This window comes from Lysobacter antibioticus HS124, assembly GCF_000336385.2.
Lineage (GTDB): Bacteria > Pseudomonadota > Gammaproteobacteria > Xanthomonadales > Xanthomonadaceae > Lysobacter > Lysobacter firmicutimachus.
The window spans coordinates 1-20,354 of the sequence record NZ_HG424457.1; the positions used below are offsets into that span (position 1 = coordinate 1).

Annotated in this window: 18 protein-coding genes; 8 read left to right on the forward strand and 10 right to left on the reverse strand. The window is 70.2% G+C overall.

Annotation, left to right across the window (positions count from 1 at the left end; all coding sequences use genetic code 11):
- Window positions 1-187 precede the first annotated feature (187 nt).
- The 3 genes from TX83_RS03960 to gstA all read right to left on the reverse strand — a co-directional run bounded on the left by TX83_RS03960 (window position 188) and on the right by gstA (window position 1,892).
- Window positions 188-679 carry a transposase gene (locus TX83_RS03960; RefSeq protein WP_079248032.1) on the reverse strand — a complete coding sequence of 164 codons (492 nt, stop codon included), beginning with the start codon at window positions 677-679 and terminating at the stop codon, window positions 188-190.
- Between the two features lie 263 nt (window positions 680-942).
- Window positions 943-1,281, reverse strand: a complete 339-nt coding sequence (locus tag TX83_RS03965; protein WP_064746637.1) for a DMT family transporter — start codon at window positions 1,279-1,281, stop codon at window positions 943-945.
- A complete protein-coding gene (gstA, locus tag TX83_RS03970; RefSeq protein WP_064746638.1) occupies window positions 1,278-1,892 on the reverse strand; it encodes a glutathione transferase GstA in 615 nt (204 codons plus the stop codon). Before gstA ends, TX83_RS03965 begins: the two co-directional genes overlap by 4 nt.
- A gap of 83 nt (window positions 1,893-1,975) precedes the next feature.
- Between gstA and TX83_RS03975 the strand changes: the two genes are divergently transcribed.
- Entirely contained in the window at window positions 1,976-2,869 is an 894-nt protein-coding gene (locus tag TX83_RS03975; protein WP_064746639.1) for a LysR family transcriptional regulator, read from the forward strand.
- A gap of 363 nt (window positions 2,870-3,232) precedes the next feature.
- Here TX83_RS03975 and TX83_RS03980 read toward each other — a convergent pair whose 3' ends face one another.
- Window positions 3,233-4,123, reverse strand: a complete 891-nt coding sequence (locus TX83_RS03980; RefSeq protein WP_064746640.1) for a LysR substrate-binding domain-containing protein — start codon at window positions 4,121-4,123, stop codon at window positions 3,233-3,235.
- A 125-nt stretch (window positions 4,124-4,248) separates the two neighbouring features.
- Between TX83_RS03980 and TX83_RS03985 the strand changes: the two genes are divergently transcribed.
- Window positions 4,249-4,875, forward strand: a complete 627-nt coding sequence (locus TX83_RS03985; protein WP_064746641.1) for a flavodoxin family protein — start codon at window positions 4,249-4,251, stop codon at window positions 4,873-4,875.
- Between the two features lie 213 nt (window positions 4,876-5,088).
- Here the strand turns inward: TX83_RS03985 and TX83_RS03990 are convergent, their stop codons facing one another.
- From TX83_RS03990 to TX83_RS04005, 4 genes are all read right to left on the reverse strand, one after another.
- Complete coding sequence (locus TX83_RS03990; protein ID WP_064746642.1) at window positions 5,089-7,380, reverse strand: NADP-dependent malic enzyme; 2,292 nt, start codon at window positions 7,378-7,380, stop codon at window positions 5,089-5,091.
- Window positions 7,381-7,575: 195 nt separating this feature from the next.
- Complete coding sequence (locus TX83_RS03995; RefSeq protein ID WP_428992540.1) at window positions 7,576-8,643, reverse strand: ABC transporter substrate-binding protein; 1,068 nt, start codon at window positions 8,641-8,643, stop codon at window positions 7,576-7,578.
- Between the two features lie 146 nt (window positions 8,644-8,789).
- Window positions 8,790-10,199, reverse strand: coding sequence for a sensor histidine kinase (locus TX83_RS04000; protein ID WP_064746644.1), 1,410 nt, complete (start codon window positions 10,197-10,199; stop codon window positions 8,790-8,792).
- On the reverse strand, window positions 10,192-10,881 hold the full coding sequence (locus tag TX83_RS04005) for a response regulator transcription factor (protein ID WP_064746645.1): 690 nt from the start codon (window positions 10,879-10,881) through the stop codon (window positions 10,192-10,194). The genes TX83_RS04000 and TX83_RS04005 overlap by 8 nt, the downstream gene beginning before the upstream one ends.
- Window positions 10,882-11,117: 236 nt before the next feature.
- Here TX83_RS04005 and TX83_RS04010 point away from each other — a divergent pair, with 236 nt between their 5' ends.
- The 3 genes from TX83_RS04010 to phbB all read left to right on the forward strand — a co-directional run bounded on the left by TX83_RS04010 (window position 11,118) and on the right by phbB (window position 14,747).
- Window positions 11,118-12,302 carry an OprO/OprP family phosphate-selective porin gene (locus tag TX83_RS04010; RefSeq protein ID WP_064746646.1) on the forward strand — a complete coding sequence of 395 codons (1,185 nt, stop codon included), beginning with the start codon at window positions 11,118-11,120 and terminating at the stop codon, window positions 12,300-12,302.
- Window positions 12,303-12,467: 165 nt separating this feature from the next.
- Window positions 12,468-13,796: a CitMHS family transporter gene (locus TX83_RS04015; protein ID WP_064746647.1), complete on the forward strand. Its 1,329-nt coding sequence runs from the start codon at window positions 12,468-12,470 to the stop codon at window positions 13,794-13,796.
- A 210-nt stretch (window positions 13,797-14,006) separates the two neighbouring features.
- Window positions 14,007-14,747: an acetoacetyl-CoA reductase gene (gene phbB / locus TX83_RS04020; RefSeq protein ID WP_064746648.1), complete on the forward strand. Its 741-nt coding sequence runs from the start codon at window positions 14,007-14,009 to the stop codon at window positions 14,745-14,747.
- Between the two features lie 174 nt (window positions 14,748-14,921).
- On the opposite strand, the gene TX83_RS04025 is transcribed toward phbB, so the two are convergent.
- Window positions 14,922-16,196 carry a flavohemoglobin expression-modulating QEGLA motif protein gene (locus TX83_RS04025; protein WP_064746649.1) on the reverse strand — a complete coding sequence of 425 codons (1,275 nt, stop codon included), beginning with the start codon at window positions 16,194-16,196 and terminating at the stop codon, window positions 14,922-14,924.
- 105 nt (window positions 16,197-16,301) lie between these two features.
- Window positions 16,302-17,417 (reverse strand): ribosome small subunit-dependent GTPase A, encoded by a 1,116-nt coding sequence (gene rsgA / locus TX83_RS04030; protein ID WP_064746650.1) that lies wholly within the window; start codon window positions 17,415-17,417, stop codon window positions 16,302-16,304.
- A gap of 244 nt (window positions 17,418-17,661) precedes the next feature.
- On the opposite strand from rsgA, the gene TX83_RS04035 reads away from it, so the two are divergent.
- The 3 genes from TX83_RS04035 (at window position 17,662) to TX83_RS04045 (ending at window position 20,330) form a co-directional block, all read left to right on the forward strand.
- Window positions 17,662-18,915 (forward strand): aminotransferase class I/II-fold pyridoxal phosphate-dependent enzyme, encoded by a 1,254-nt coding sequence (locus tag TX83_RS04035; RefSeq protein ID WP_064746651.1) that lies wholly within the window; start codon window positions 17,662-17,664, stop codon window positions 18,913-18,915.
- Between the two features lie 21 nt (window positions 18,916-18,936).
- Window positions 18,937-19,554, forward strand: a complete 618-nt coding sequence (locus TX83_RS04040; RefSeq protein WP_079248034.1) for an SGNH/GDSL hydrolase family protein — start codon at window positions 18,937-18,939, stop codon at window positions 19,552-19,554.
- Window positions 19,555-19,655: 101 nt separating this feature from the next.
- Complete coding sequence (locus TX83_RS04045) at window positions 19,656-20,330, forward strand: methyltransferase domain-containing protein (protein WP_064746681.1); 675 nt, start codon at window positions 19,656-19,658, stop codon at window positions 20,328-20,330.
- The last annotated feature ends 24 nt before the right edge of the window (window positions 20,331-20,354 follow it).

The following is a 20,354-nucleotide window of genomic DNA, read 5'->3' on the forward strand; positions in this document are numbered from 1 at the left end:
GGCGGGACGCCGTCGATCGGGACGGTTTTTTGTAGGAGCGGCGTGAGCCGCGACGACCGCAGCGGTGTTTGACAGCGTGTTGGCCGAAGCCGGTCCAGTCGGAGTGTTGGGAGGTTCGTTCCGGTTGGCCGGGCTTCGGATGGGACGCTTGCGTGCACCGCTGCGGATGTCGCGGCTTACGCCGCTCCTACAGGGGGCGGTACGTCGTGTTAGACGGGAGCGGCTGCGGTTTGCAGGAGGCGGTGCGGTGGGGCGGCGCGAGTGTGGGGCGGGACGCCGTCGATCGGGACGGTTTTTTGTAGGAGCGGCGTAAGCCGCGACAACCGCAGCGGTGGTCGACAGCGTTTTGGCCGAAGCCGGCCAGCGGCAATGCGAAGCGGATGTGGCGGGGGGTGTTGGATTTCAGCCGGCACATCAGGTCCGGCAAGGTTTCCCAGGCGCCGAGTTCGATCAGTCCGTGCCAGTGGTCGGGCATCAGCACCCAGGCGAGCAGGCGCGAGCGCGGCCAGAGGCGGCGGTCGAGCAAGGCCTCGGCCATGGTGTGGGCGAGGATGGGATCTGCGAACAGCGCGCGGCGGTCGCGGGTGACGCAGGTGACGAAATAGACACGGCCGGATTCGGATGCGCGGCCGCGACGCAACGCGACATGTCCGGGTGGGCGTGGCGGGATCGAGGCCATGCGGGCAGCGTGGTCGCTGCGGCGTTGAAGCGGGATCGGAATAGGCGACGTCGCGCGGTGGGGTTTCGCCGCAGCCGGTGGTCGCGACAATGCCGCTTTCTGTAGGAGCGGCGTGAGCCGCGACAACCGGAGCGGTGGTCGAAAGCGCTGTAGCCGAAGCGGCGATGCGCCGGTTGCGGCGAGTTTCGGATGATGCGCTTGCGTGCGTCGCTTCGGTTGTCGCGGCTTACGCCGCTCCTACAGGGGGCGGCACGCGGGACAGCTCACGCGCTGCGCAGCACCACGATGCCGGCGACGACCAGGCCGACGCCGGCCAGGCGCATCGGGGTCAGGGCTTCGCCGAACAGGACCGAGCCGATCAGCACGGTGCCGGCGGCGCCGATGCCGGTCCACACGGCGTAGGCGCTGCCGACCGGCAGCGCGGTCAACGCGCGGCCGAGCAGCCAGACGAAGGCGATCAGCGAGATCACCGACAGCACGCTCCAGCCCAGGCGGGTGTAGCCCTGGGACAGTTTCATGGTCAGCGCCCAGACCACGTCGATCAGGCCGGCGGCGATCAGCAGGATCCAGGCTGTGCCGGGGCGCAACACGTCGGCGTTCATGGGGTCTTCTCCCGGCGCAGCGCCTCGGCGACGGCCGGGCGGGCGCGCACGCGTTCGAGGTAGGCGGCGATATGGGGGTAGTCGTCGAGCGCGATCTTCAGCGGCCGCACCCAGTCGACGACGGTGAACAGATAGGCGTCGGCGATGCCGAAGCGATCGCCGAGCAAGTACGGGCGGCCGTCGAGTTGGCGTTCGACCACCGCCAGGCGCTTGAACAGCCGCTCGCGCGCGACCTGCGCGGCCTGTTCGCCGTATTCGGGATGGAACAGCCACGGGCTGAAGGTCTTGTGCAGTTCGGTGCCGATGAAGACCAGCCAGCGGTGCAGTTCGTCGCGCTCGGCGCTGCCGGCGGGCGGGGCCAGGCCGCCGTCCGGATGGGCGTCGGCCAGATGCAGCAGCATCGCCGAGCCCTCGGTGAGGATGCGTCCGTCGTCGAGTTCCAGCACCGGCACGTAGCCGAGCGGGTTGATCTGGCGGAAGTCGCGGCCGTCGGCGACCACGACCGGGTCGGCGCCGAGGCGCACCCGGCGCAGTTCGACGTCGAGACCGAGTTCGCGGATCGCCAGGTGCGGGGCGAACGAGCAGGTGCCGGGGGTGAAGTACAGTTTCATGAGGGCGCTCCGTTGGGATGGCGCTACTTTCGGCGTCCGCCGCGGCGGCGCCAACACGGCGAATCGACAAGGATTGCTTGCAGATGCGACACGAACGCTTGGGCCTGGACGACCTGGAACTGGTGCGCGCGATCGGCGCGCACGGCAGCCTGACCGGCGCGGTCAAGGCGCTGGGGCTGGACCATTCCAGCGCGTTCCGGCGCCTGGCGGCGATCGAGGCGCGGGTCGGCGCAGCGCTGTTCCGGCGCAGCCGGCGCGGTTACACGCCCACCGACGCCGGTGAGCTGACCATCGCCGGGGCGCAGCGCATGCTGGCCGAGAGCGAGCGCCTGCAGCGCGAGCTGTCGGGGCGCGATGCGCGCACCGAGGGCCGGATCCGGATCACCCTGCCCGACACGTTGGCGCCGGTGGCGGCGCGGATGTGCGCGGCGTTCCGCGCCGAGCAGCCGGGGCTGCGTTGCGAGCTGGTGATCGCCAATGCGTTCCTGAGCCTGCAGCAGCAGGACGCCGACGTGGCCTTGCGCGCCAGCGCGCTGGCGCCGGAGGGTTTGTCGTCGCGCAAGGTGGCGGCGATTTCGATCGCGGCGTATGCGGCCAAGGCCGCGCTGCCGGCGCGGGCGAAGCTGTTGGACGAGGCGGCGTTGGTGCAGGGCGATTGGGTGGCGCTGGACGAGAGCCTGGCGCACCTGTCCTCGGCGCAGTGGTTGCAGGGACGGGTGGCGGAGGAGCGGATCGCGATGCGGGTCAATACCCTGCCGGCGGCGCTGGCGGCGTGCGAGGCGGGCTTGGGGCGGGCGTTGTTGCCGTGCTATCTGGCCGATGCCTCGCCGTGGGTGCGGCGGATCTCGGCGCCGCTGGCGCCGGTGCAGACGGATCTGTGGTTCGCCACCCATCCGGACCTGCGGCGTTCGGCGAAGGTGAAGTTGTTGCGCGAATTCGCGCTGCGTTGGCTGCCGGGCGAAGTGGCACTGGCGTGACGCGGTTGTAGGAGCGGCGTGAGCCACGACAAGGGACGCGGAGAAAATGCGGGCGACATCGTCGTTGGTCGGGGTTGCGAATGCGACTGCGGCATGGCGCCAAGAGCAAATCCTCCGCCCCCTTTTTCAAAAGGGGGAATCCTTCGGGCAGGGGTGCGGGTGCGGTTAGTACGTGGCTTCTTGTAGGAGCGGCGTGAGCCGCGACAGCCGAAGCGGCGTTCGGAAGCGGGGGTTCCGAAGCGCAGTGTGCAGGTGCGAGGTTTTGGATAAGACGCTGACGTCAACCGCTTCGGTTGTCGCGGCTCACGCCGCTCCTACAGGGGCGATACGCCGCTCCTACAGGGGGCGGTACGCCGCTCGGCATCAAAGCGCGCGCATCTCGGCGTCGAGCCAGCGCAGGAAGGCGCGCACGGGCGGGTGGCGTTCGCGGCCGGGGACGGTCAGGACGTGGTAGGTCTCGCCGGGGACGGTGATGTCGGGGCGCACGGGCGCGAGCAGGCCGCGGGCGACGCTGCCGGCGACGACGATCGAGCTCGCCAGCACCAGGCCCTGGCCGGCGCCGGCGGCGTGCATGGCGTAGTGCTCTTCGTCGTAGTCGCGCACCACCGTGTCCGGCCCCAGCCAGGCGACGCCGGCCCGTTCGCACCAGGCCGCCCAACTGCAGGGGTACAGAGTCGAATCGCCCCAGGCGACGCCGATCAGGGTCGGGGCCGGGTCGGCGGCGAGTCGTTCGATCCGGTCGGGCGCACCGTAGACGCCGAAGCGTTCGCGCAGGCCGCCGTGGCGAACCAGGCCGGGCGGCGGCGTACCGCCGTAGCGGATCGCGACATCGACGCCGGCGTCGAGGTTGAGGTCGACCACCTGCGCGCCGGTGTCGATGCGCACGCTCAGTTCGGGGTGCTGCTGGTAGAAGCGGCCGATGCGCGGGATCAGCCACAGCGCGGCGAACGAGGCGGTGGTGGTCACGGTCAGGCTGCCGACGCTGCGTTGCGGACGCAGGCTGTCGACGCGGTGGACGATGTCGAGCAAGGCACCGTGCACGGCGTCGAACAGACGCCGGCCTTCGCCGGTCAGGGCGACGCCGCGCGCGCGGCGTTCGAACAAGGGGGCGCCGAGCCAGGTTTCGAGTTGGCGGACCTGGTGCGAGATCGCGGTCGGGGTGACGTGCAGTTCTTCGGCGGCGGCCTTGAAGCTGAGCCGGCGGGCGGCGGACTCGAAGCTGCGCAGGGCGGTCAGGGGCAGGTCGGCGAACACGCGGCGGCTCCGGCTTTGGCTGAATTGATTTCAGCCATAACGAATTTTCGTCCTTTGTGGACGGATTCGGTGGCGATCTAGATTCACCTCTCCGGCCAGCCTAGCGCCGCTATCGATGCCACTCAATGACCGCCAGCCCGCCCCGTTTACTGATCCTCGCCGCCAGCCCTCGCCGCGACGGCAACAGCGCCGCCCTGGCCGCCGCCGTGCGCGAGGGCGCGCAAGCCGCCGGCACGCCGGCGGTGGTGCGCTTCCTCGACGACCATTTGACGGGATTCCTGCGCGATTGCCGCCAGTGCCGCGACGCGGACGGGCGCTGCCGGATCGACGACGGCTATCGCGAGCTGTTCTTCGACGAGTTCCTGCTGGCGCAGGGCGTGGCGCTGTGCACGCCGGTGTATTGGTACGGAATGTCGGCGCAGGCCAAGGCGTTCTTCGACCGGATGTTCTGCTATTTCGCCCGCAGCTATCCGGATTACGCGCAAACGCGCGCGGGGGTGGCCGGCAAGAAGGTCGCGCTGCTGACGGCGTCGGAGGAGATCTATCCGGGCGTGGCGCTGGGCATCGTCCAGCAGTTGCAGGAGTACGCGCGCTATACGCGTTCGCAGTTGGTCGGCACGGTGCACGCCTACGGCAATCAGCGTGGCGAGATCGTCGATGCGCCGGAGGCGCCGTTGGAGGCGGCGCGGGCTTTGGGCCGCGAGTTCTTTACCCGGCGCTATTGGGATTTGCAGTTCGATAGCGTGCGCTGAAGCGGCCGCGTTCACCTGTAGGAGCGGCGTGAGCCGCGACAAGGGACGCGCAGAAAACGCAGGCGCGGCGTTGTCGATCGGGGCCGCAAACTGCGCCGGAGCATGGCGCCAAGAGCAAAGCCCCCTGCTCCCTTTTTCAAGGAGGAAACAGCTTGGACGCGAGATTCCGCTGCTTCTGCGGCGGCGCGGGCTGGCCGCGCCGCCGGAACCCGATCAGGCCTTGCGCTCGGCTTCGCGCGCGGCGCGGATCTGGGCGTCGACCGCGGCGATCGCGGTCATGTTGACCACGCGGCGCGGGGTCGAGGCCGGGGTCAGGATGTGCGCCGGCTTGTCCAGGCCCATCAGGATCGGGCCGATCGCCACGCCGTCGGTCATCACCCGGACCATGTTGTAGGTGATGTTGGCCGCGTCGAGGTTGGGCAGCACGAACAGGTTGGCGCGGCCGTGCAGGGTCGCGTTGGGGAAGATGCGCTTGCGCAGCAGATCGTCCCAAGCCGTGTCGGCCTGCATCTCGCCGTCGATTTCGAGCTTGGGCTGGCGCTGCTTCACGATCTGCCGGACCTTGCGCATCTTCGCCGCCGACGGGTTGTCGTGGCTGCCGTAGTTGGAGTGCGACAGCAGCGCGACCTTGGGCTCGATGCCGAACAGCTTGAGGCGGTAGGTCGCCTGCAAGGTCGCCTCGGCGATCTGCTCGGCGGTCGGGTCGACCTGCACGTGGGTATCGAGGAAGAACCACGCGCCCTGGTCGTTGATCACGCCGGTCATCGCCGCGGTGCCGGACACGCCCGGGTCGAAGTCGAAGATGCTGCGCATGTAGCCCAGCTTCTTGTGGAAGCGGCCGACCAAGCCGGAGATCATCGCATCGGCCTCTCCTCGTTCGACCATGAGGGCCGCGATGAGGGTCGGGCGCGAACGCAGCAGGTTCTTGGCCGCGGCCGGGGTGACCCCGCGGCGCTCGGTCAGGGCGTGGTACTGCTGCCAGTATTCGTTGAAGCGCGGGTCGTCGTTGATGTTGGTCAACTCGAAGTCGACGCCTTCGCGCATGCGCAGGCCCAGGCGCTGGATGCGGGTTTCGATGACGTCGGGACGGCCGATCAGGATCGGATAGGCCAGCTCTTCGTCGATCACCGTCTGCACCGCGCGCAGCACGGTCTCTTCCTCGCCCTCGGCATAGACCACGCGCTTGCGGTCGGCGCGGGCCTTGTCGTACACCGGCTTCATCAGCAGGCTGGTGCGGTAGATGTACTGGCTGAGCTTTTCCTCGTACGCGTCCATGTCGGCGATCGGACGCGCGGCGACGCCGGAGTCCATCGCCGCCTTGGCCACGGCCGGGGCCAGCATCACCAGCAGGCGCGGGTCGAACGGGCGCGGGATCAGGTACTCGGCGCCGAAGGTCGGCACTTCGCCGCCGTAAGCGCCGCCGAGGTCGGAGGATTCCATCCGCGCCAGCTGAGCGATCGCGCGCACGCAGGCCAGCTTCATCTCCTCGTTGATCACCGTCGCGCCGACGTCGAGCGCGCCGCGGAAGATGTAGGGGAAGCACAGTGCGTTGTTGACCTGGTTCGGGTAGTCCGAACGGCCGGTGGCGATGATGCAGTCCGGACGCACGGCCTTGGCGTCTTCCGGCAGGATTTCCGGGTAGGGATTGGCCAGCGCCAGGATGATCGGCTTGTCGGCCATGGTCGCGACCATCTCGGCCTTGAGCACGCCGCCGGCCGACAGGCCCAGGAACACGTCGGCGCCGGCGACGATGTCGGCCAAGGTGCGCTTGTCGGTGTCGCGCGCGTAGCGCTCCTTGTCCGGGTCCATCTTGCCGCGGCCGGTGTAGAGCACGCCGTCGCGGTCGACCGCGAGGATGTTCTCCGGCTTCATGCCCAGGGCGACCAGCATGTCCAGGCAGGCGATGCCGGCCGCGCCGGCGCCGCTGGTGGCCAGCTTCACGTCCTGGATCTTCTTGCCGACGATCTCCAGCGCGTTGAGCACCGCGCTGCCGACGATGATCGCGGTGCCGTGCTGGTCGTCGTGGAACACCGGGATCTTCATCCGCTCGCGCAGCTTGCGCTCGACGATGAAGCACTCCGGCGCCTTGATGTCTTCCAGGTTGATGCCGCCGAAGGTCGGCTCCAGCGAGGCGATGATGTCGACCAGCTTGTCCGGGTCGCGCTCGTCGATCTCGATGTCGAACACGTCGATGCCGGCGAACTTCTGGAACAGCACGCCCTTGCCTTCCATCACCGGCTTGCCGGCCAGCGGGCCGATGTCGCCCAGGCCGAGCACGGCGGTGCCGTTGCTGATCACCGCGACCAGGTTGCCGCGGGCGGTGAGCTCGCTGGCGGTGTTCGGGTCTTCGACGATCGCCTCGCAGGCGTAGGCCACGCCCGGCGAGTAGGCCAGGGCTAGGTCGCGCTGGGTCACCATCGGCTTGGTCGCGGTGACCTTGATCTTGCCCGGCGGGTTGAGGCGGTGGTAGTCGAGCGCGGCGGTTTTCAGATCGTTGTCGGACATCAGATAAAAGTGCCGTGGCGAGGGCGCGAGGTGGTCGGGCTAGCAGTCTAAAGGATCGCCGAGGCGGATTCGCGCGACCGCGTCGGAGGAGTCCTTAGTACTTTGGCGTTGTACCCGGCAGGCGCCGCGGGCGCTTTGCCGAAGCCGGCGCGGGCGGCGCGAACGCTGCCCGACGCCTGCGTATGGGCGGCCCGGTCAGGGCGCGTCGGCGGCCTCCTTGCGCCCGGGCTGGACCGTGCTGCGCCAGGCTTCGAGGAACTGGCGGCGCTTGAGCGCATCCAGGTAGACCAGCAGGCCGGGGCCGAGCGGGATCGGCCGCAGCGCGCGCACGCGGGCGCCGTCGCGCGCGTGCGGGGCCAGCGGCGCGCCGTCGGCGGCGCGGATCGGCTGCAGCCCGACCTGGCGGGCCAGCAAGGCCTGGCCGCGCGGCGACAGCAGGTAATCGAGAAAGCGCCCGGCCTCGCCCGCGTTGGGCGCGCCGCGCGGGATCAGCGCGGTGCGCAGCAGGACCAGGGTGTAGTCCTCGGGCAGGACGATGCCGAGCGGGGCGCCGGCGTCGACCCGGGCCTGGGCGTAGGAGCCGAGCACGTTGTAGGCCAGGGCCAGCTCGCCGCGCGCGACCCGGTCCAGCAGCGGGCCGGTGCGCTCCTCCAGCCGCACCCGGTTGGCGCCGAGCGCGGCCTGCAGGGCGCCGGCCATGCTGCCGAGCTGGTGGTCCTGGGTCGCCAGCAGATAACCGACGCTGCTGCGCGAAACGTCGTAGGTACCGACCTTGCCGGCCAGCCCCGCGGCCGGGTCGCGCAGCAGGGCCAGCAGTTCGCGCCGGGTGCGCGGCACCTTGCCGGGCGAAAGCAAACGCTTGTTGTAGACGATCACCACGGGCTCGTAGCTGATGCCGAAGGCCTCATGGCGCCATTGCGACCAGGCCGGCAGACCGGCGGTGGCGGCCGAGCGGTGGGCCAGGGCGTGGCCATCGTTGGCCAGCTTGGTCTGCAGGTCCATGCCGCTGCTGATCAGCAGGTCGGCGCCGGCGCGCGCCTGCAGGTGGCGGCGGTAGATGTCCTGCGCGACCAGATCGGCGTACTCGATCTCGGTGCCGGGACGCAGCCGCTGGTAGTCGGCGATCACCGCGGCGAAGTTCTCGATGTCGGTCGACCCGTGGATGCGCAGGCGGGCGGTGACGGCGTGCGGCGCCTTGAACGTGCGGACATCGCCGGGAGCGGCCTGGACGAGGGCGGCGAGAAGCGACCACAGCACCAGCAACACGCCGCGCATAGGAAGCCGGGCCGGGCGGCGACGCCGGCAACGGGCGCGAACGCGCGCGACGGCGGCATCGCGCGATGCCGATGCCTCGCGTGCGTCGGTTGGCGCCGTCGTTCGCTGCTTGCCTTGCATCGGCTTCTCCCGCATCACGTCGTCACCCGCGGCAGCCGCAAGGTCACCACCAGACCGCCGCCGACCCGATTGCTCAGATCGATCCGGCCGCCGTGGCTGTCGACGATGCGCTTGACGATCGCCAGTCCCAGGCCGGCGCCGCCGGCGACGGCGTCGCGGCCGCGGGCGAAGCGTTCGAACACGCTGCCGGCATCGGCCGGGGCGATGCCGGGGCCGTGGTCGGCGACGGTCAGCACCGCCCAGGCCGGGTCTTCGGCCACGGTCAGGGCGATCTGCAGCGGCCCGGCGTCGCGGCCCGGCGGCGGACGGCCGTGCTTGAGCGCGTTGTCGATCAGGTTCTTCAGCGCCTCGCGCAGCAGCAGGGCGTCGCCGCGCACCCGCATCGGCTCGCCGGTCGCGGCCAAGCGCACGTCCGGCCGCGGCCCGGCCTGCGGGATCGATTCGTACAGCGCCTGGTGCAGCACTTCGGCCAGGTCGACGGTTTCGAACTGCTGCAAGTGGCTGCGGTGGATCGCGCTGGCATCGCTGAGCAACTGGTTCAACAGGCGGCTCATGTGGCTGGCGTTGCGCTCGATGGTGACCAGGCTGCGGCGCTGCTCGATCGGATCGTCCTCGTCCAGCGCCAGCTGCGCCTGCGCGCGCAGCGCCGCCAGCGGCGTGCGCATCTGGTGCGCGGCGTCGCCCATGAACGCGCGCAGGGTTTCGTTGCTGGCCGACAAGCGGGCCATGAAGCGGTTGAGCGCGCCGACCAGCTGATCGAGCTCCAGCGGCACTTCGCCGGCGACCGGCTTCAGGTCGGAGGGCTCGCGCAGCGACAAGTCGCGTTCGAGTTTCTGCAACGGCCGCAGCGCGCGATGCACGCCGATCCAGACCAGCGCCAAGGCCGCCAGCGACAAGGCCACGATCGCGACCAGCGCGCGCAGCACCACGTCGTCGGCCAAGGCCTCGCGCGCCAGGCGGGTCTGGCCGACCTGGACGATGGCCTGGCCCTGGGTCGCCGGCCCGGCGACCCAACGCGAGACCGCGACGAACCGGGTGGCCTCGCCGCGATACACCGCATCGAACAGCCGCGGCCGGCCGTCGCGCGGCAACGCCGGCGGCGCAGGCAGGTCGGCATAGCCGGTGATGGTCGCGCCTTCGGCGCCGGCCACGCGGTAGAACACGCGGTCTTCCGGCGCCATCGCCAGAAGATCGAGCGCGGCGTACGGCAGATCGACCTGCCACTGGCCGTCGACCAGCGCCACGCTGTCGGCGATCGACAGCGCCGAGGCCACCAGCAAGTGATCGTAGGAGCGGTCGGCGGCGCTGCGGCCGTAACTGCGCGCCGCCAGGAACAGCAGCACCGCGCCGATCAACGACAAGGCGCCGAGATAGATCAGCAAGGTGCGGCGGATCGAATCGCGGCGCGGCGCGGACTCAGCCATCGGCGTTGCCGCCGGCGTCGGCCGCTTCGAGCAGGTAGCCGACCCCGCGCACGGTGACGATGCGCAGCGGCGCGGCCGCCAGGCGCTTGCGCAGGCGACCGACGTAGAGCTCGATCGCGTTCGGCCCGGCCTCGTCGTCGAAGCCGAACAGGCCGTTGCCGATCTCGTCCTTGGCGACCGCCTGGCCGAGCCGGCCGATCAGGATTTCCAGCAGGCGGAATTCGCGGTTGGGCAGGTCGATCGCCTCGCCGTCGAGGGTCACCCGGTGCGCGCCGGCGTCGAACACCAGGCCGCCGATCTGCACCGCATCGGCGGCGCGGCCGTGGTGGCGGCGCAGCAAGGCGCGGCAGCGCGCTTCGAACTCGCGGAAGTCGAACGGCTTGCTGAGGTAGTCGTCGGCGCCGGCGTCGAGCGCCTTGACCCGGTCCTCGATGCCGTCGCGCGCGGTCAGCATCAGCACCGGCGTAGCGTCGCCGCGCTCGCGCAGGCCGGCGAGCAGGCCCAGGCCGTTGAGCCGCGGCAGGCCGATGTCGAGCACGATCAGATCGAAGGCCTGATAGCGCAGCACGCTGGCCGCGGCGATGCCGTCGGACTGCCAGTCCACCGCATGGCCGTCGCGGCGCATGCGCCTGACGATGGCGTCGGCCAGGTCTGCGTTGTCCTCGACCAACAGGATGCGCACGGATTGCTCTCGTCGCGGCTCGCGCCGCGGTCAGGTGAAGCCGGATCGGACTCATCGCCCCGATCGCGCGGCCGGGACCGGCATGACAGGTCAATGACAGCTTCGCCCGCCTAGCCTGGGTTCGAGGGGTTGCGGCTGGCCGTCCCGGCTGAAGCAACTATAAGCGCAGACATGCGCGCCTGTCGCCGGAAATCCCATGAAAAAAGGGCCGGCGACGGGGCAACGGGAGAACATCGATGTCGTGTATCCGCCACGCCGCCGCGTGCGTCGCACTGTGCCTGACCGCCGCGCCCGCGGTGGCCGCCGAGGTCGCCGACGGGCCGGTCACTGCCGAATTCGGCGGCCGCCTCCACTGGGACTTCGCCAGTTTCGACAACGATGCGCGCGGCCCGCGCAACCCCGACGACACCGAAGTGCGCCGGCTGTGGCTGGACCTGTCGGGCAAGTTCTACGGCTGGGGCTACAAGATCGAAGGCGACTTCGCCGGGCTGCAGGACGAATTCTCCGGCGACAACGTCGAAGCCAAGGACGTCTACGTCACCCGCGATTTCAAGGCCGGCAAGCTGACCGTCGGCCAGTTCAAGCAGTACTTCACGCTCGACGACCGGATCAGTTCGAACTACGGCGTGTTCATGGAGCGCTCGATGTTCGCCAGCTCAGTCGCGCCGCTGTACCGGCTCGGTGCCGCCTGGATCACCGCGCGCCCGGACTACACCATAGGCGGCAGCGTCTACAGTCTGGAAAGCATCGACGCCTGGAAGGTCAAGGGCCGTGCCGTCGGCGCGCGCGGCACCTGGACGCCGTTGCGCGACGACGAACGCACCCTACACCTGGGCTTGTCGCTGGCGCGCGAGTATTACGATCATCCTGGCCGCGACGGCGCCAACGGCCTGCGCATCGCACCGCGCCCGACCGGGCATCTGTCCGACAACAGCCGCGCGACCCTGGTCAGTTTCAATCGCGGACTGGACACCGACGTCGATAAGTACTCGCTGGAGTTCGGCCTGTCGCAGGGGCCGCTGTATGTGCAGTCCGAACTCGGCAGCGCCGATTTCGACGATGGCTCGCAACGCGGCGAAGTGCGCTCGGCCTACGGCCTGGTCGGCTGGTTCCTGACCGGCGAGTCGATGCCTTACGACAGCAAGAGCGGCCGCTTCGCCCGGGTCAAGCCGTTGCGCGACAGCGGCGCCTGGCAGGTGGCGCTGCGCTACGACACCATCCGCGGCAAGCAGCACCTCGACGGCAGCGCGAACTTCCGCGACGTGTCGATGGAACAGGCCAGCGTCGGGGTGAACTGGCACCTGCGCTCGAACCTGCGCTTCATGCTCGACTGGATCGAGAGCCGCAATCGCGATCGGCTGGCGGGCGTCACGCTGGACCGGACCCGCGCGTTGACCGGACGCTTTCAGTACGACTTCTGACTCCGGCGCTCGAACCGCCCTGGATTCGCGCGTTCGCGTGGATCACAGGCCGGGTTTCGCCGCCGCCGGGCCGACCGCATCCGCGGACGCCGGACGCGAGCGTTCTGTCGCCATCCGCAACGCTGCGCCCCGCACGCAGCTCCGTTTTCGAAAAGGAACCGCCTCATGTTGACCGCGCTCGGCTTCGGCATGGTCCTGACCTTCATGTACCTGATCATGAGCAAGCGGCTGTCGCCGCTGGTCGCGCTGATCGTGATCCCGATCGCCTTCGCCCTGCTCGGCGGCTACGGCGCCGGGATCGGCGAGATGATGATCGAGGGCATCAAGAAAATCGCTCCGACCGGCGTGATGCTGATGTTCGCGATCCTGTACTTCGGGGTCATGATCGATGCCGGCCTGTTCGATCCGATCGTCAAGCGCATCCTCAAGCTGGTCAAGGGCGATCCGCTCAAGATCGTGGTCGGCACCGCGGTGCTGGCGATGCTGATCTCGCTCGACGGCGACGGCTCGACCACCTACATGATCACCGTCTCGGCGATGCTGCCGCTGTTCCAGCGCCTGCGCATGAACGCGCTCAACCTGACCTGCGTGACCATTCTCGCCGGCGGGGTGATGAACCTGACCCCGTGGGGCGGGCCGACTGCGCGCGCGGCGACCGCGCTGCACGTCGACCCCAGCGACGTGTTCGTGCCGCTGGTGCCGGCGATGGGCGTGTCGCTGCTGTCGGTGCTGGCCCTGGCGTGGTACCTGGGCCTGCGCGAGCGCAAGCGGCTGGGCATCGTCACCCTGCATGGCCACGCCGCCGACTGGAACCCGGAGCTGGACACCGCCAGCGACAATCTGCCGACCCTGGCCGACAGCGAGGACACCAAGCGGCCCAAGCTGCTGTGGGTCAACGCCGGCCTGACCGTGGCGCTGATGACCGCGCTGGTGCTGGGCGTGCTGCCGCTGCCGGTGTTGTTCATGATCGGCTTCGCGATCGCGCTGGTGATCAATTACCCGGACCTGGCCGAGCAGCGCCGGCGCATCGGCAACCACGCCGGCAACGTGCTGGCGGTGGTGTCGCTGATCTTCGCCGCCGGCATCTTCACCGGCATCCTGTCCAACACCGGCATGGTCGAAGCGATGTCGCGCAGCTTCCTGGCGGTGATTCCGGATGCCTGGGGCCCGTACCTGGCGGTGATCACCGCGATCGCGAGCATGCCGTTCACCTTCTTCATGTCCAACGACGCGTTCTATTTCGGCGTGCTGCCGATCCTGTCGGAGGCCGCCGGCCACTACGGCATCACTCCGGTGGAAATGGCGCGCGCCTCGCTGGCCGGGCAGCCGGTGCACTTGCTGAGCCCGCTGGTGCCCTCGACCTATCTGCTGGTCGGCATGGCCAACGTCGACTTCGGCGACCACCAGCGCTTCACCCTGAAGTGGGCGGTGCTGGTGTCGCTGGTGCTGATGTTCGCCTCGCTGGCCCTGGCCTTGTATCCGCTGGCCACCTGAGTCTTGCAGGAGCGGCGTAAGCCGCGACAGCCGGAGCGGCGATCGAAAGCGCCCCTTCCCCAAAACCGGAGAGCGCCAAGACCGATCCCGGCCGTATCCGCGTCGCCCTCGGCCGCAACGCTCACGTACACCGCTTCGGTGGTCGCGACTCACGCCGCTCCTACAGACACCCACCTCGCCGTCGTTCGTCCAACACAGGAACCGTTCGCCATGACACTCCGCATCGCCTACGTCACCAGCGGCATGGGCAGCCTCGGCACTGCGATCTGCCAGAAACTCGCCGACCACGGGCACACCGTGGTCGCCGGCTGCGGTCCGGGTTCGCCGCGCAAGGCCGCCTGGCTGCGCGAACAACGCGAGCTGGGCTACGACTTCATCGCCTCGGAGGGCAACGCCGCCGACTGGACCTCCAGCGTGGAGGCTTTCGCCCAGGTCAAGGCCGAGGTCGGCGAAATCGACGTGCTGGTCAACAACGCCGGCGGCACCCGCGACGTGCTGTTCCGGCAGATGACCCGCGACGACTGGAACGCGGTCATGGCCAGCAATCTGCACAGCCTGTTCAACATCACCAAGCAGGTCATCGACGGCATGTCGGCGCGCGGCTGGGGGCGGATCATCAACATCGCCTCGGTCAGCGCGCAGAAGGGCCAGATCGGCCAGGTCAACTACGCCACCGCCAAGTCGGCGATGCACGGCTTCACCCGCGCCCTGGCGCAGGAGTTCGCCGCGCGCGGGGTCACGGTCAACACGGTCTCGCCGGGCTACGTGGCCAGCGCCGCGATCAGCGCCTTCCCGCCCGACGTGCTCGACCGCCTGGCCGCGTCGGTGCCGGTGCGCCGGCTGGGCAAGCCGGAGGAGGTCGCCAGCCTGTGCGCCTGGCTGGCCTCGGACGATGCCGCATTCGTCACCGGCGCGGATTACGCGGTCAACGGCGGCTTGCACATGGCTTGAAGCGCCGCCCCTGTCGGCGTGGCGCGAGCCGCGACCACCGCAGCGGCGATCGGCAGCGGACTGTCCGAAGACCGGTCGCCCAGGAAGGCCAGCGTGTGCAGCGTACCGCCTTCGGCCGCGGCGCTTGCATGCGTCGCTGCGACTGTCGCGGCTCACGCCGCTCCTACAGAAGCCTCAGCCGATTTCGCTGAAGTCGCCTTCGGCCATCTGGTCCAGGCGGATGCGGTTGGCGAACAACGAGAACGCCAGCATGCCGGCCAGGCCGTTGGCGCGGGTGATCCACGGCGGCATCCAGCGCGGCGGCGCCAGCACGCCGTCCTGGAACAAGGGCTCGAAGCGCTGCACGTCGCCCAGGGTCATCTTGCCGGCGAACAGCCAGCGGCACAGGTGCAGCTTCTGTTGGCGCAAGGCCCAGCGGAAGAAGGTGTGCACGCCGACCAGACCGCGCAGGTAGACGGTGTCCTTGGTGAAGGCCGCCCCGCCCGAGGTCGGTACCCCGCGGTAGACGCGCTGAGCCGAGGCGAAGCTGTCCTCCGGCGACTGGCCGGCGTCGATGAAGTAGCGGAACACTTCGATGAAGTCGGCGCCGTCCAGCGCCATCGCCACTGCGTCGATGCGCAGGCTCAGGCGCTTCATGCGGCCGATGTCGATGCTGCCGGTGATCTGTTCGGCGAAGGTCGCCAGGCCTTCCTGGGTGGCGGTGCTGCGCGGCGACGACAAGGCCAGGCTGGGCAGCACCGGCTGTTCGCGGCCGTTGAGCGCGGTCAGCGAATGCACGAAGGCCTCGTGCTGCAGCAGCTGGTGACGGTCGTAGTCGCTGAACGCCGCGCCGCTGCGCAGGCGAATGCGGGTCGCGCCGGCGGCGGCCTTGGCGATCAGCTCGGGGTCGAGCACGACCTCGATCACCCGGCCGTCGAAGTAGTCGTCTAGGTCGCGCTGCAGTTGCAGGCTCAGCGCGGTGGCGGAGATCTGCACCGTCTCGGCCGGCGACATCAGCTCGCGGTCGAGTTCGTCGGCGATGGAGATGAAGTGGTTGGCCGCTTCGCGCGTGCTCGGTCCCTGCCCCGGCAGGGCCACGTCGGGCTGGCCGAACAGTTGGATCGAGTAACCCGTCACCTCCGGCGAGCCCAGCGATTCCACCAGCTGCGCGGCGATGCCCCAGCTGCGCGAGGAATCGATCAGGTACTCGCCGAGCGGATGGTCGGGGTCGGCCTCGGCGGCGATCGCGTCCAGTTCGGCGCGGACGTCGGCGAAGTCGTATTGCGGGTAGATCACCGTCGGCGGCCGCGCGGTGCCGCGGGCGTAGTCGGCGAGGAACTGCACCTCCATGCCGGCCGGCCAGCTGGCCATGGTCAACAGCTTGATCCCGCGCGCGGCACGGACCATGCGCGCATCGAGCGCGGCATGGTGCTGGATCTCGGCGTGCAGGCTGGGCGAGAGCAGGCTCATGCGGCGGCTCGGGGGGCGGGGTGTGGGGTGGCTTGTGTTTGCAGCAAAGGCGGAGGCAACGGCAAGCTTCGGCCGCCGGCCGGCACGCACATCCCCGAGCCGGCCTCAGCGCCGGCCATACTTGTCTTCCAGGCGCTTGTTCAGCGCCTTGCCCAGCACTTTCTCGTCGGCCTTCTGCGCGCGCCGGTTGGCGAGCTTGTTGGCGGCGCCGGCGACTTCCTCGCGCAGCTTGAGGTAATTGGCGAAGCGCTGCGGGTCCAGGCGCCCGCCCTCGATCGCGGCGCGCACCGCGCAGCCGGGTTCGCGGTGGTGCGAACAGTCGCGGAATTTGCATTGCTCGGCCAGGGACTCGACGTCGGCGAAGTTCTCGGCGACGTCTTCCTCGCCGGTGGGCTTCAGCTCGCGCATGCCGGGGGTGTCGATCAGGCAGGCGCCGGTCGGCAGCGGGATCAGCGCGCGGTGGGTGGTGGTGTGGCGGCCGCGGGCATCGCTTTCGCGCACCGCGCCGGTCTTCATCCGCTCGATGCCGAGCAGGCTGTTGGTCAGGGTCGACTTGCCGGCGCCGGAGGAACCGACCAACACCGCGGTGCGGCCCGGGCCCAGCCACGCCGCCAAGGCCTCGCGCACGCCGTCGCGGTCGCGGGCGTTGACCGCGCGCACCGCCACGCCCTGGGCCAGTTCGATCAGCGCCCCGGTCGCGGCGGCGATCGCGTTCTCGTCGGCGGCCAGGGCCTCGTCGGCCTTGGTCAGCACGATCACCGGCTCGGCGCCGCCGCGCACCAGCAGCAGGTAGCGCTCGATCCGGCGCGGGTTGAAGTCGGCGTCGAGGCCGCAGACCACGAATACGGTATCGACGTTGGCGGCGATCAGCTGCTGCTTGTAGTGCTCGCCGGCGGCGCCGCGCTTGATCGCGGTATGGCGCGGCAGCAGCGCCACCACCCGGCGCCGGCCCTCGCCCTCGATCAGCAGCCAGTCGCCGACCCCGGGGCGTTGCTCGGGCGGGAAGCGCGGGCGCTGCCATTCGGGCAGGGAGTCGACCGGGAAGCTGCTGTCGGGGCCGTCGGCCACCACATAGCCGCTGCGGTGCTGCTCGACCACCCGCGCCGGGCGCGCGTGGGGGTGCTCGGCCAGGGCCTGCTGCCAGACCGGGTCGGCCGGGAGCGGGTCGGCGGCCGTGATCGGCCAGCCGATCGCCTGCAAGGCGGACAGTTCAGGGGTCAAAGGCGCGCACGACGGGGGACATGGCGCGATTCTACATAGGCGGCCGGTCGCGCGGCCCTCGGCGCCCGTCGCGGCGGGCCGCGCGACGCCTCGCCCGCCCCCTCCCCGCCCGCGTCGCCGCCCGGCCCGGTGAACTGTGCGCCCCGCCCCCGCCTGCCGGCCCCGCCGGGCCGGGCGATCAGCTGATTAGTGATTGCGATTCAGCTAGTCTGGACGGCACCTTTCCCATTCCGATCCTGCCGCGATGTCCCTTCCGCCCCTGAAAACCCGCGAACGCCTGTCCGAAGTCCGCTACGAAATCCGCGGTGAACTGGCCCGGCGAGCTCGCGAGTTGGAGGCCCAGGGACGCAAGCAGATCAAGCTCAACATCGGCAATCCGGGCGCGTTCGGGTTCCGCGCGCCGGAGCACCTGCAGCGCGCGATCGCCGAGCGCATCGCCGACACCGATCCCTACACCCACCAGCAAGGCCTGCCGATCGCGCGCGAAGCGATCGCCGCGTTCCACAAGCAGCGCGGCACGCCCAACGCCTCGCCCGAGCGCGTGTTCGTCGGCAACGGCGTCAGCGAGCTGATCGACCTGTCGCTGCGCGCCCTGCTCAATCCCGGCGACGAAGTGCTGCTGCCTTCGCCCGACTACCCGCTGTGGTCGGCGGCGACCATCCTCAACGACGGCCGCCCGGTGTACTACCGCTGCCAGCCGGAGAACGGCTTCCTGCCCGACCCGGACGAGATCGAGCAACTGATCTCCAGCCGCACCCGCGCGATCGTCCTGATCAACCCCAACAACCCGACCGGCGCGGCCTACCCGCGCGAGCTGATCGAGCGCATCGTCGCCATCGCCGCGCGCCACAAGCTGCTGCTGATGTGCGACGAGATCTACGACTCGATCCTGTACGACGGCGCGCAGTTCACCCCGATCGCGCCGATCGCCGGCGACCTGCCCTGCCTGAGCTTCGGCGGCCTGTCCAAGGTCCACCGCGCTTGCGGCTGGCGCGTGGGCTGGGCGGTGCTGTCCGGCGACCCGGTCGCCAGCGGCGATTTCCATCACGCCATGGACCTGCTCGGCGCGCTGCGCCTGTGCGCCAACGTGCCGGGCCAGTTCGCGATCGAAGCCGCGCTGCACGGCGAGGACACCATCGCCCCGCTGTGCGCGCCGGGCGGCCGCCTGTACGAAGCGCGCCGCGCGGTGATCGAGTCGGTGCAGGCCAGCAAGCACCTGGAGCTGGTCGCCCCGGCCGGCGCGCTGTACGCCTTCCCGGCGGTGACCGGCGCCGCGGCGCAGGGCTTCGACGACCACAAGTTCGCGCTCGAACTGCTGGAAACCGAAGACGTGCTGGTGGTGCCGGGCTCGAGCTTCAACGTGCCCTACCGCAATCATTTCCGCGTCACCCTGCTGCCGCTGCCGGAGCAGGTGCGCGAGGTGTTCCTGCGCATCGAACGCGTGCTCGACCGCTACGCCGAGCGCGCCGACGACAAGGCCCGCGCTGCGGTGGCCTGAGCCGCCATGGCGCAGCCTGACATGGGCATGTCCTACCTGGCGCTCGGCGACAGCTACACCATCGGCGAAGCGGTGGCCGAGAACGGCCGCTGGCCGGTGCAGCTGGCCGCGGCGCTGCGCGCGCGCGGCATCGGCCTGGCCGACCCGCGCATCATCGCCACCACCGGCTGGACCACCGACGAACTGGCGACCGCGCTGGACCTGTCCGAACCGCTGGGCGAGTGGGACTTCGTCAGTCTGCTGATCGGGGTCAACAACCAGTACCGCGGCCGCAGCGCGGCCGAGTACGCCGGCGAGTTCCGCGCCCTGCTCAAGCGCGCGCTCGGCTATGCGCGCGGCCGCCGCGAGCGGGTGCTGGTGCTGTCGATCCCGGACTGGGGCGCGACTCCGTTCGGGGCCAAGGACGCGCGCGGCGGTGCGGTCATCGGCGCCGAACTCGATGCGTTCAACGCCGCCGCCGAACGCCTGTGCGCGGAGTACGGCGTGGCCTACGTCGACATCGCGCCGGTCTCGCGCCGGCTCAGCGCCGATAGCGCGATGCTGGCCGAGGACGGCCTGCATCCGTCGGCGGCGATGTACGCCGAATGGACCGCGCTGGCCCTGCCGGTCGCGCAGCGCCTGCTGACCGAAGCGGCCTGAGCCCCGCGCCGCGCTGCGGTTCCCGCGCGCGGCGACGGATGCGACACTGGACGGCCCGCGTCTCCACGCCCGACCAGACGATGAACGAAGCGGTACAGGCCATGGCCCACGGACAGGCGGACCGCATCGCGCGCGCCTATCTGCCCGAGCATCCGCTCGGCAACCGTTGGGACTACTACTACAGCCGCGCCAAGCTCGGCAGCGATCCGCTGTACCCGGGCGTCAGCGCGGCCCTGCGCGGCACCCGCGCGCCGCTGCTCGACCTGGGCTGCGGCCTGGGCCTGCTCGCCCACACCCTGCACGCCGACGGCATCCGCCTGCCCTACCGCGGCGTCGACAGCGATGCGGCCAAGATCCGCCGCGCCCGACGCGCCGCCGCGCGGGTCGGGCTGGACCAGGCCGGTTTCGACGTGGTCGACCTGGCGCGCGAAGTGCCCGAACACCGCGGCAGCGTGGCGATCCTCGACGTGCTGCAGTTCATTCCCTACCCGGCGCAGGAACGGGCGCTGGACGCGATGATCGCGATGCTGACGCCCGGCGCGCGGCTGGTGATCCGCACCGGCCTGGACGACGGCACCGGCCGCGCCCGCATCACCCGTGCGGTCGACCTGTTCTCGCGCGTGCTGGGCTGGATGAACGCGACCCCGCGGTACTACCCCGATGGCGCGGCGCTGCGCGCGCGCCTGATCGCGGCGGGGCTGGCGGTGGAGTTCACCCCGCTGTTCGGCCGCACCCCGTTCAACAACTGGCGCATCGTCGCCGCGCGGCCCGAGTAAAGCGCCCCGGCCGGAACGGCGAAC

Bases quoted from the DNA above. Each gene is read 5' to 3' on its own strand.
- TX83_RS03960 (WP_079248032.1), bottom strand. From the start codon at position 679: ATGGCCTCGATCCCGCCACGCCCACCCGGACATGTCGCGTTGCGTCGC.
- TX83_RS03965 (WP_064746637.1), bottom strand. From the start codon at position 1,281: ATGAACGCCGACGTGTTGCGCCCCGGCACAGCCTGGATCCTGCTGATC.
- gstA (WP_064746638.1), bottom strand. From the start codon at position 1,892: ATGAAACTGTACTTCACCCCCGGCACCTGCTCGTTCGCCCCGCACCTG.
- TX83_RS03975 (WP_064746639.1), top strand. From the start codon at position 1,976: ATGCGACACGAACGCTTGGGCCTGGACGACCTGGAACTGGTGCGCGCG.
- TX83_RS03985 (WP_064746641.1), top strand. From the start codon at position 4,249: ATGACCGCCAGCCCGCCCCGTTTACTGATCCTCGCCGCCAGCCCTCGC.
- TX83_RS03990 (WP_064746642.1), bottom strand. From the start codon at position 7,380: ATGTCCGACAACGATCTGAAAACCGCCGCGCTCGACTACCACCGCCTC.
- TX83_RS04000 (WP_064746644.1), bottom strand. From the start codon at position 10,199: ATGGCTGAGTCCGCGCCGCGCCGCGATTCGATCCGCCGCACCTTGCTG.
- TX83_RS04010 (WP_064746646.1), top strand. From the start codon at position 11,118: ATGTCGTGTATCCGCCACGCCGCCGCGTGCGTCGCACTGTGCCTGACC.
- TX83_RS04015 (WP_064746647.1), top strand. From the start codon at position 12,468: ATGTTGACCGCGCTCGGCTTCGGCATGGTCCTGACCTTCATGTACCTG.
- phbB (WP_064746648.1), top strand. From the start codon at position 14,007: ATGACACTCCGCATCGCCTACGTCACCAGCGGCATGGGCAGCCTCGGC.
- TX83_RS04025 (WP_064746649.1), bottom strand. From the start codon at position 16,196: ATGAGCCTGCTCTCGCCCAGCCTGCACGCCGAGATCCAGCACCATGCC.
- TX83_RS04035 (WP_064746651.1), top strand. From the start codon at position 17,662: ATGTCCCTTCCGCCCCTGAAAACCCGCGAACGCCTGTCCGAAGTCCGC.
- TX83_RS04040 (WP_079248034.1), top strand. From the start codon at position 18,937: ATGGGCATGTCCTACCTGGCGCTCGGCGACAGCTACACCATCGGCGAA.
- TX83_RS04045 (WP_064746681.1), top strand. From the start codon at position 19,656: ATGGCCCACGGACAGGCGGACCGCATCGCGCGCGCCTATCTGCCCGAG.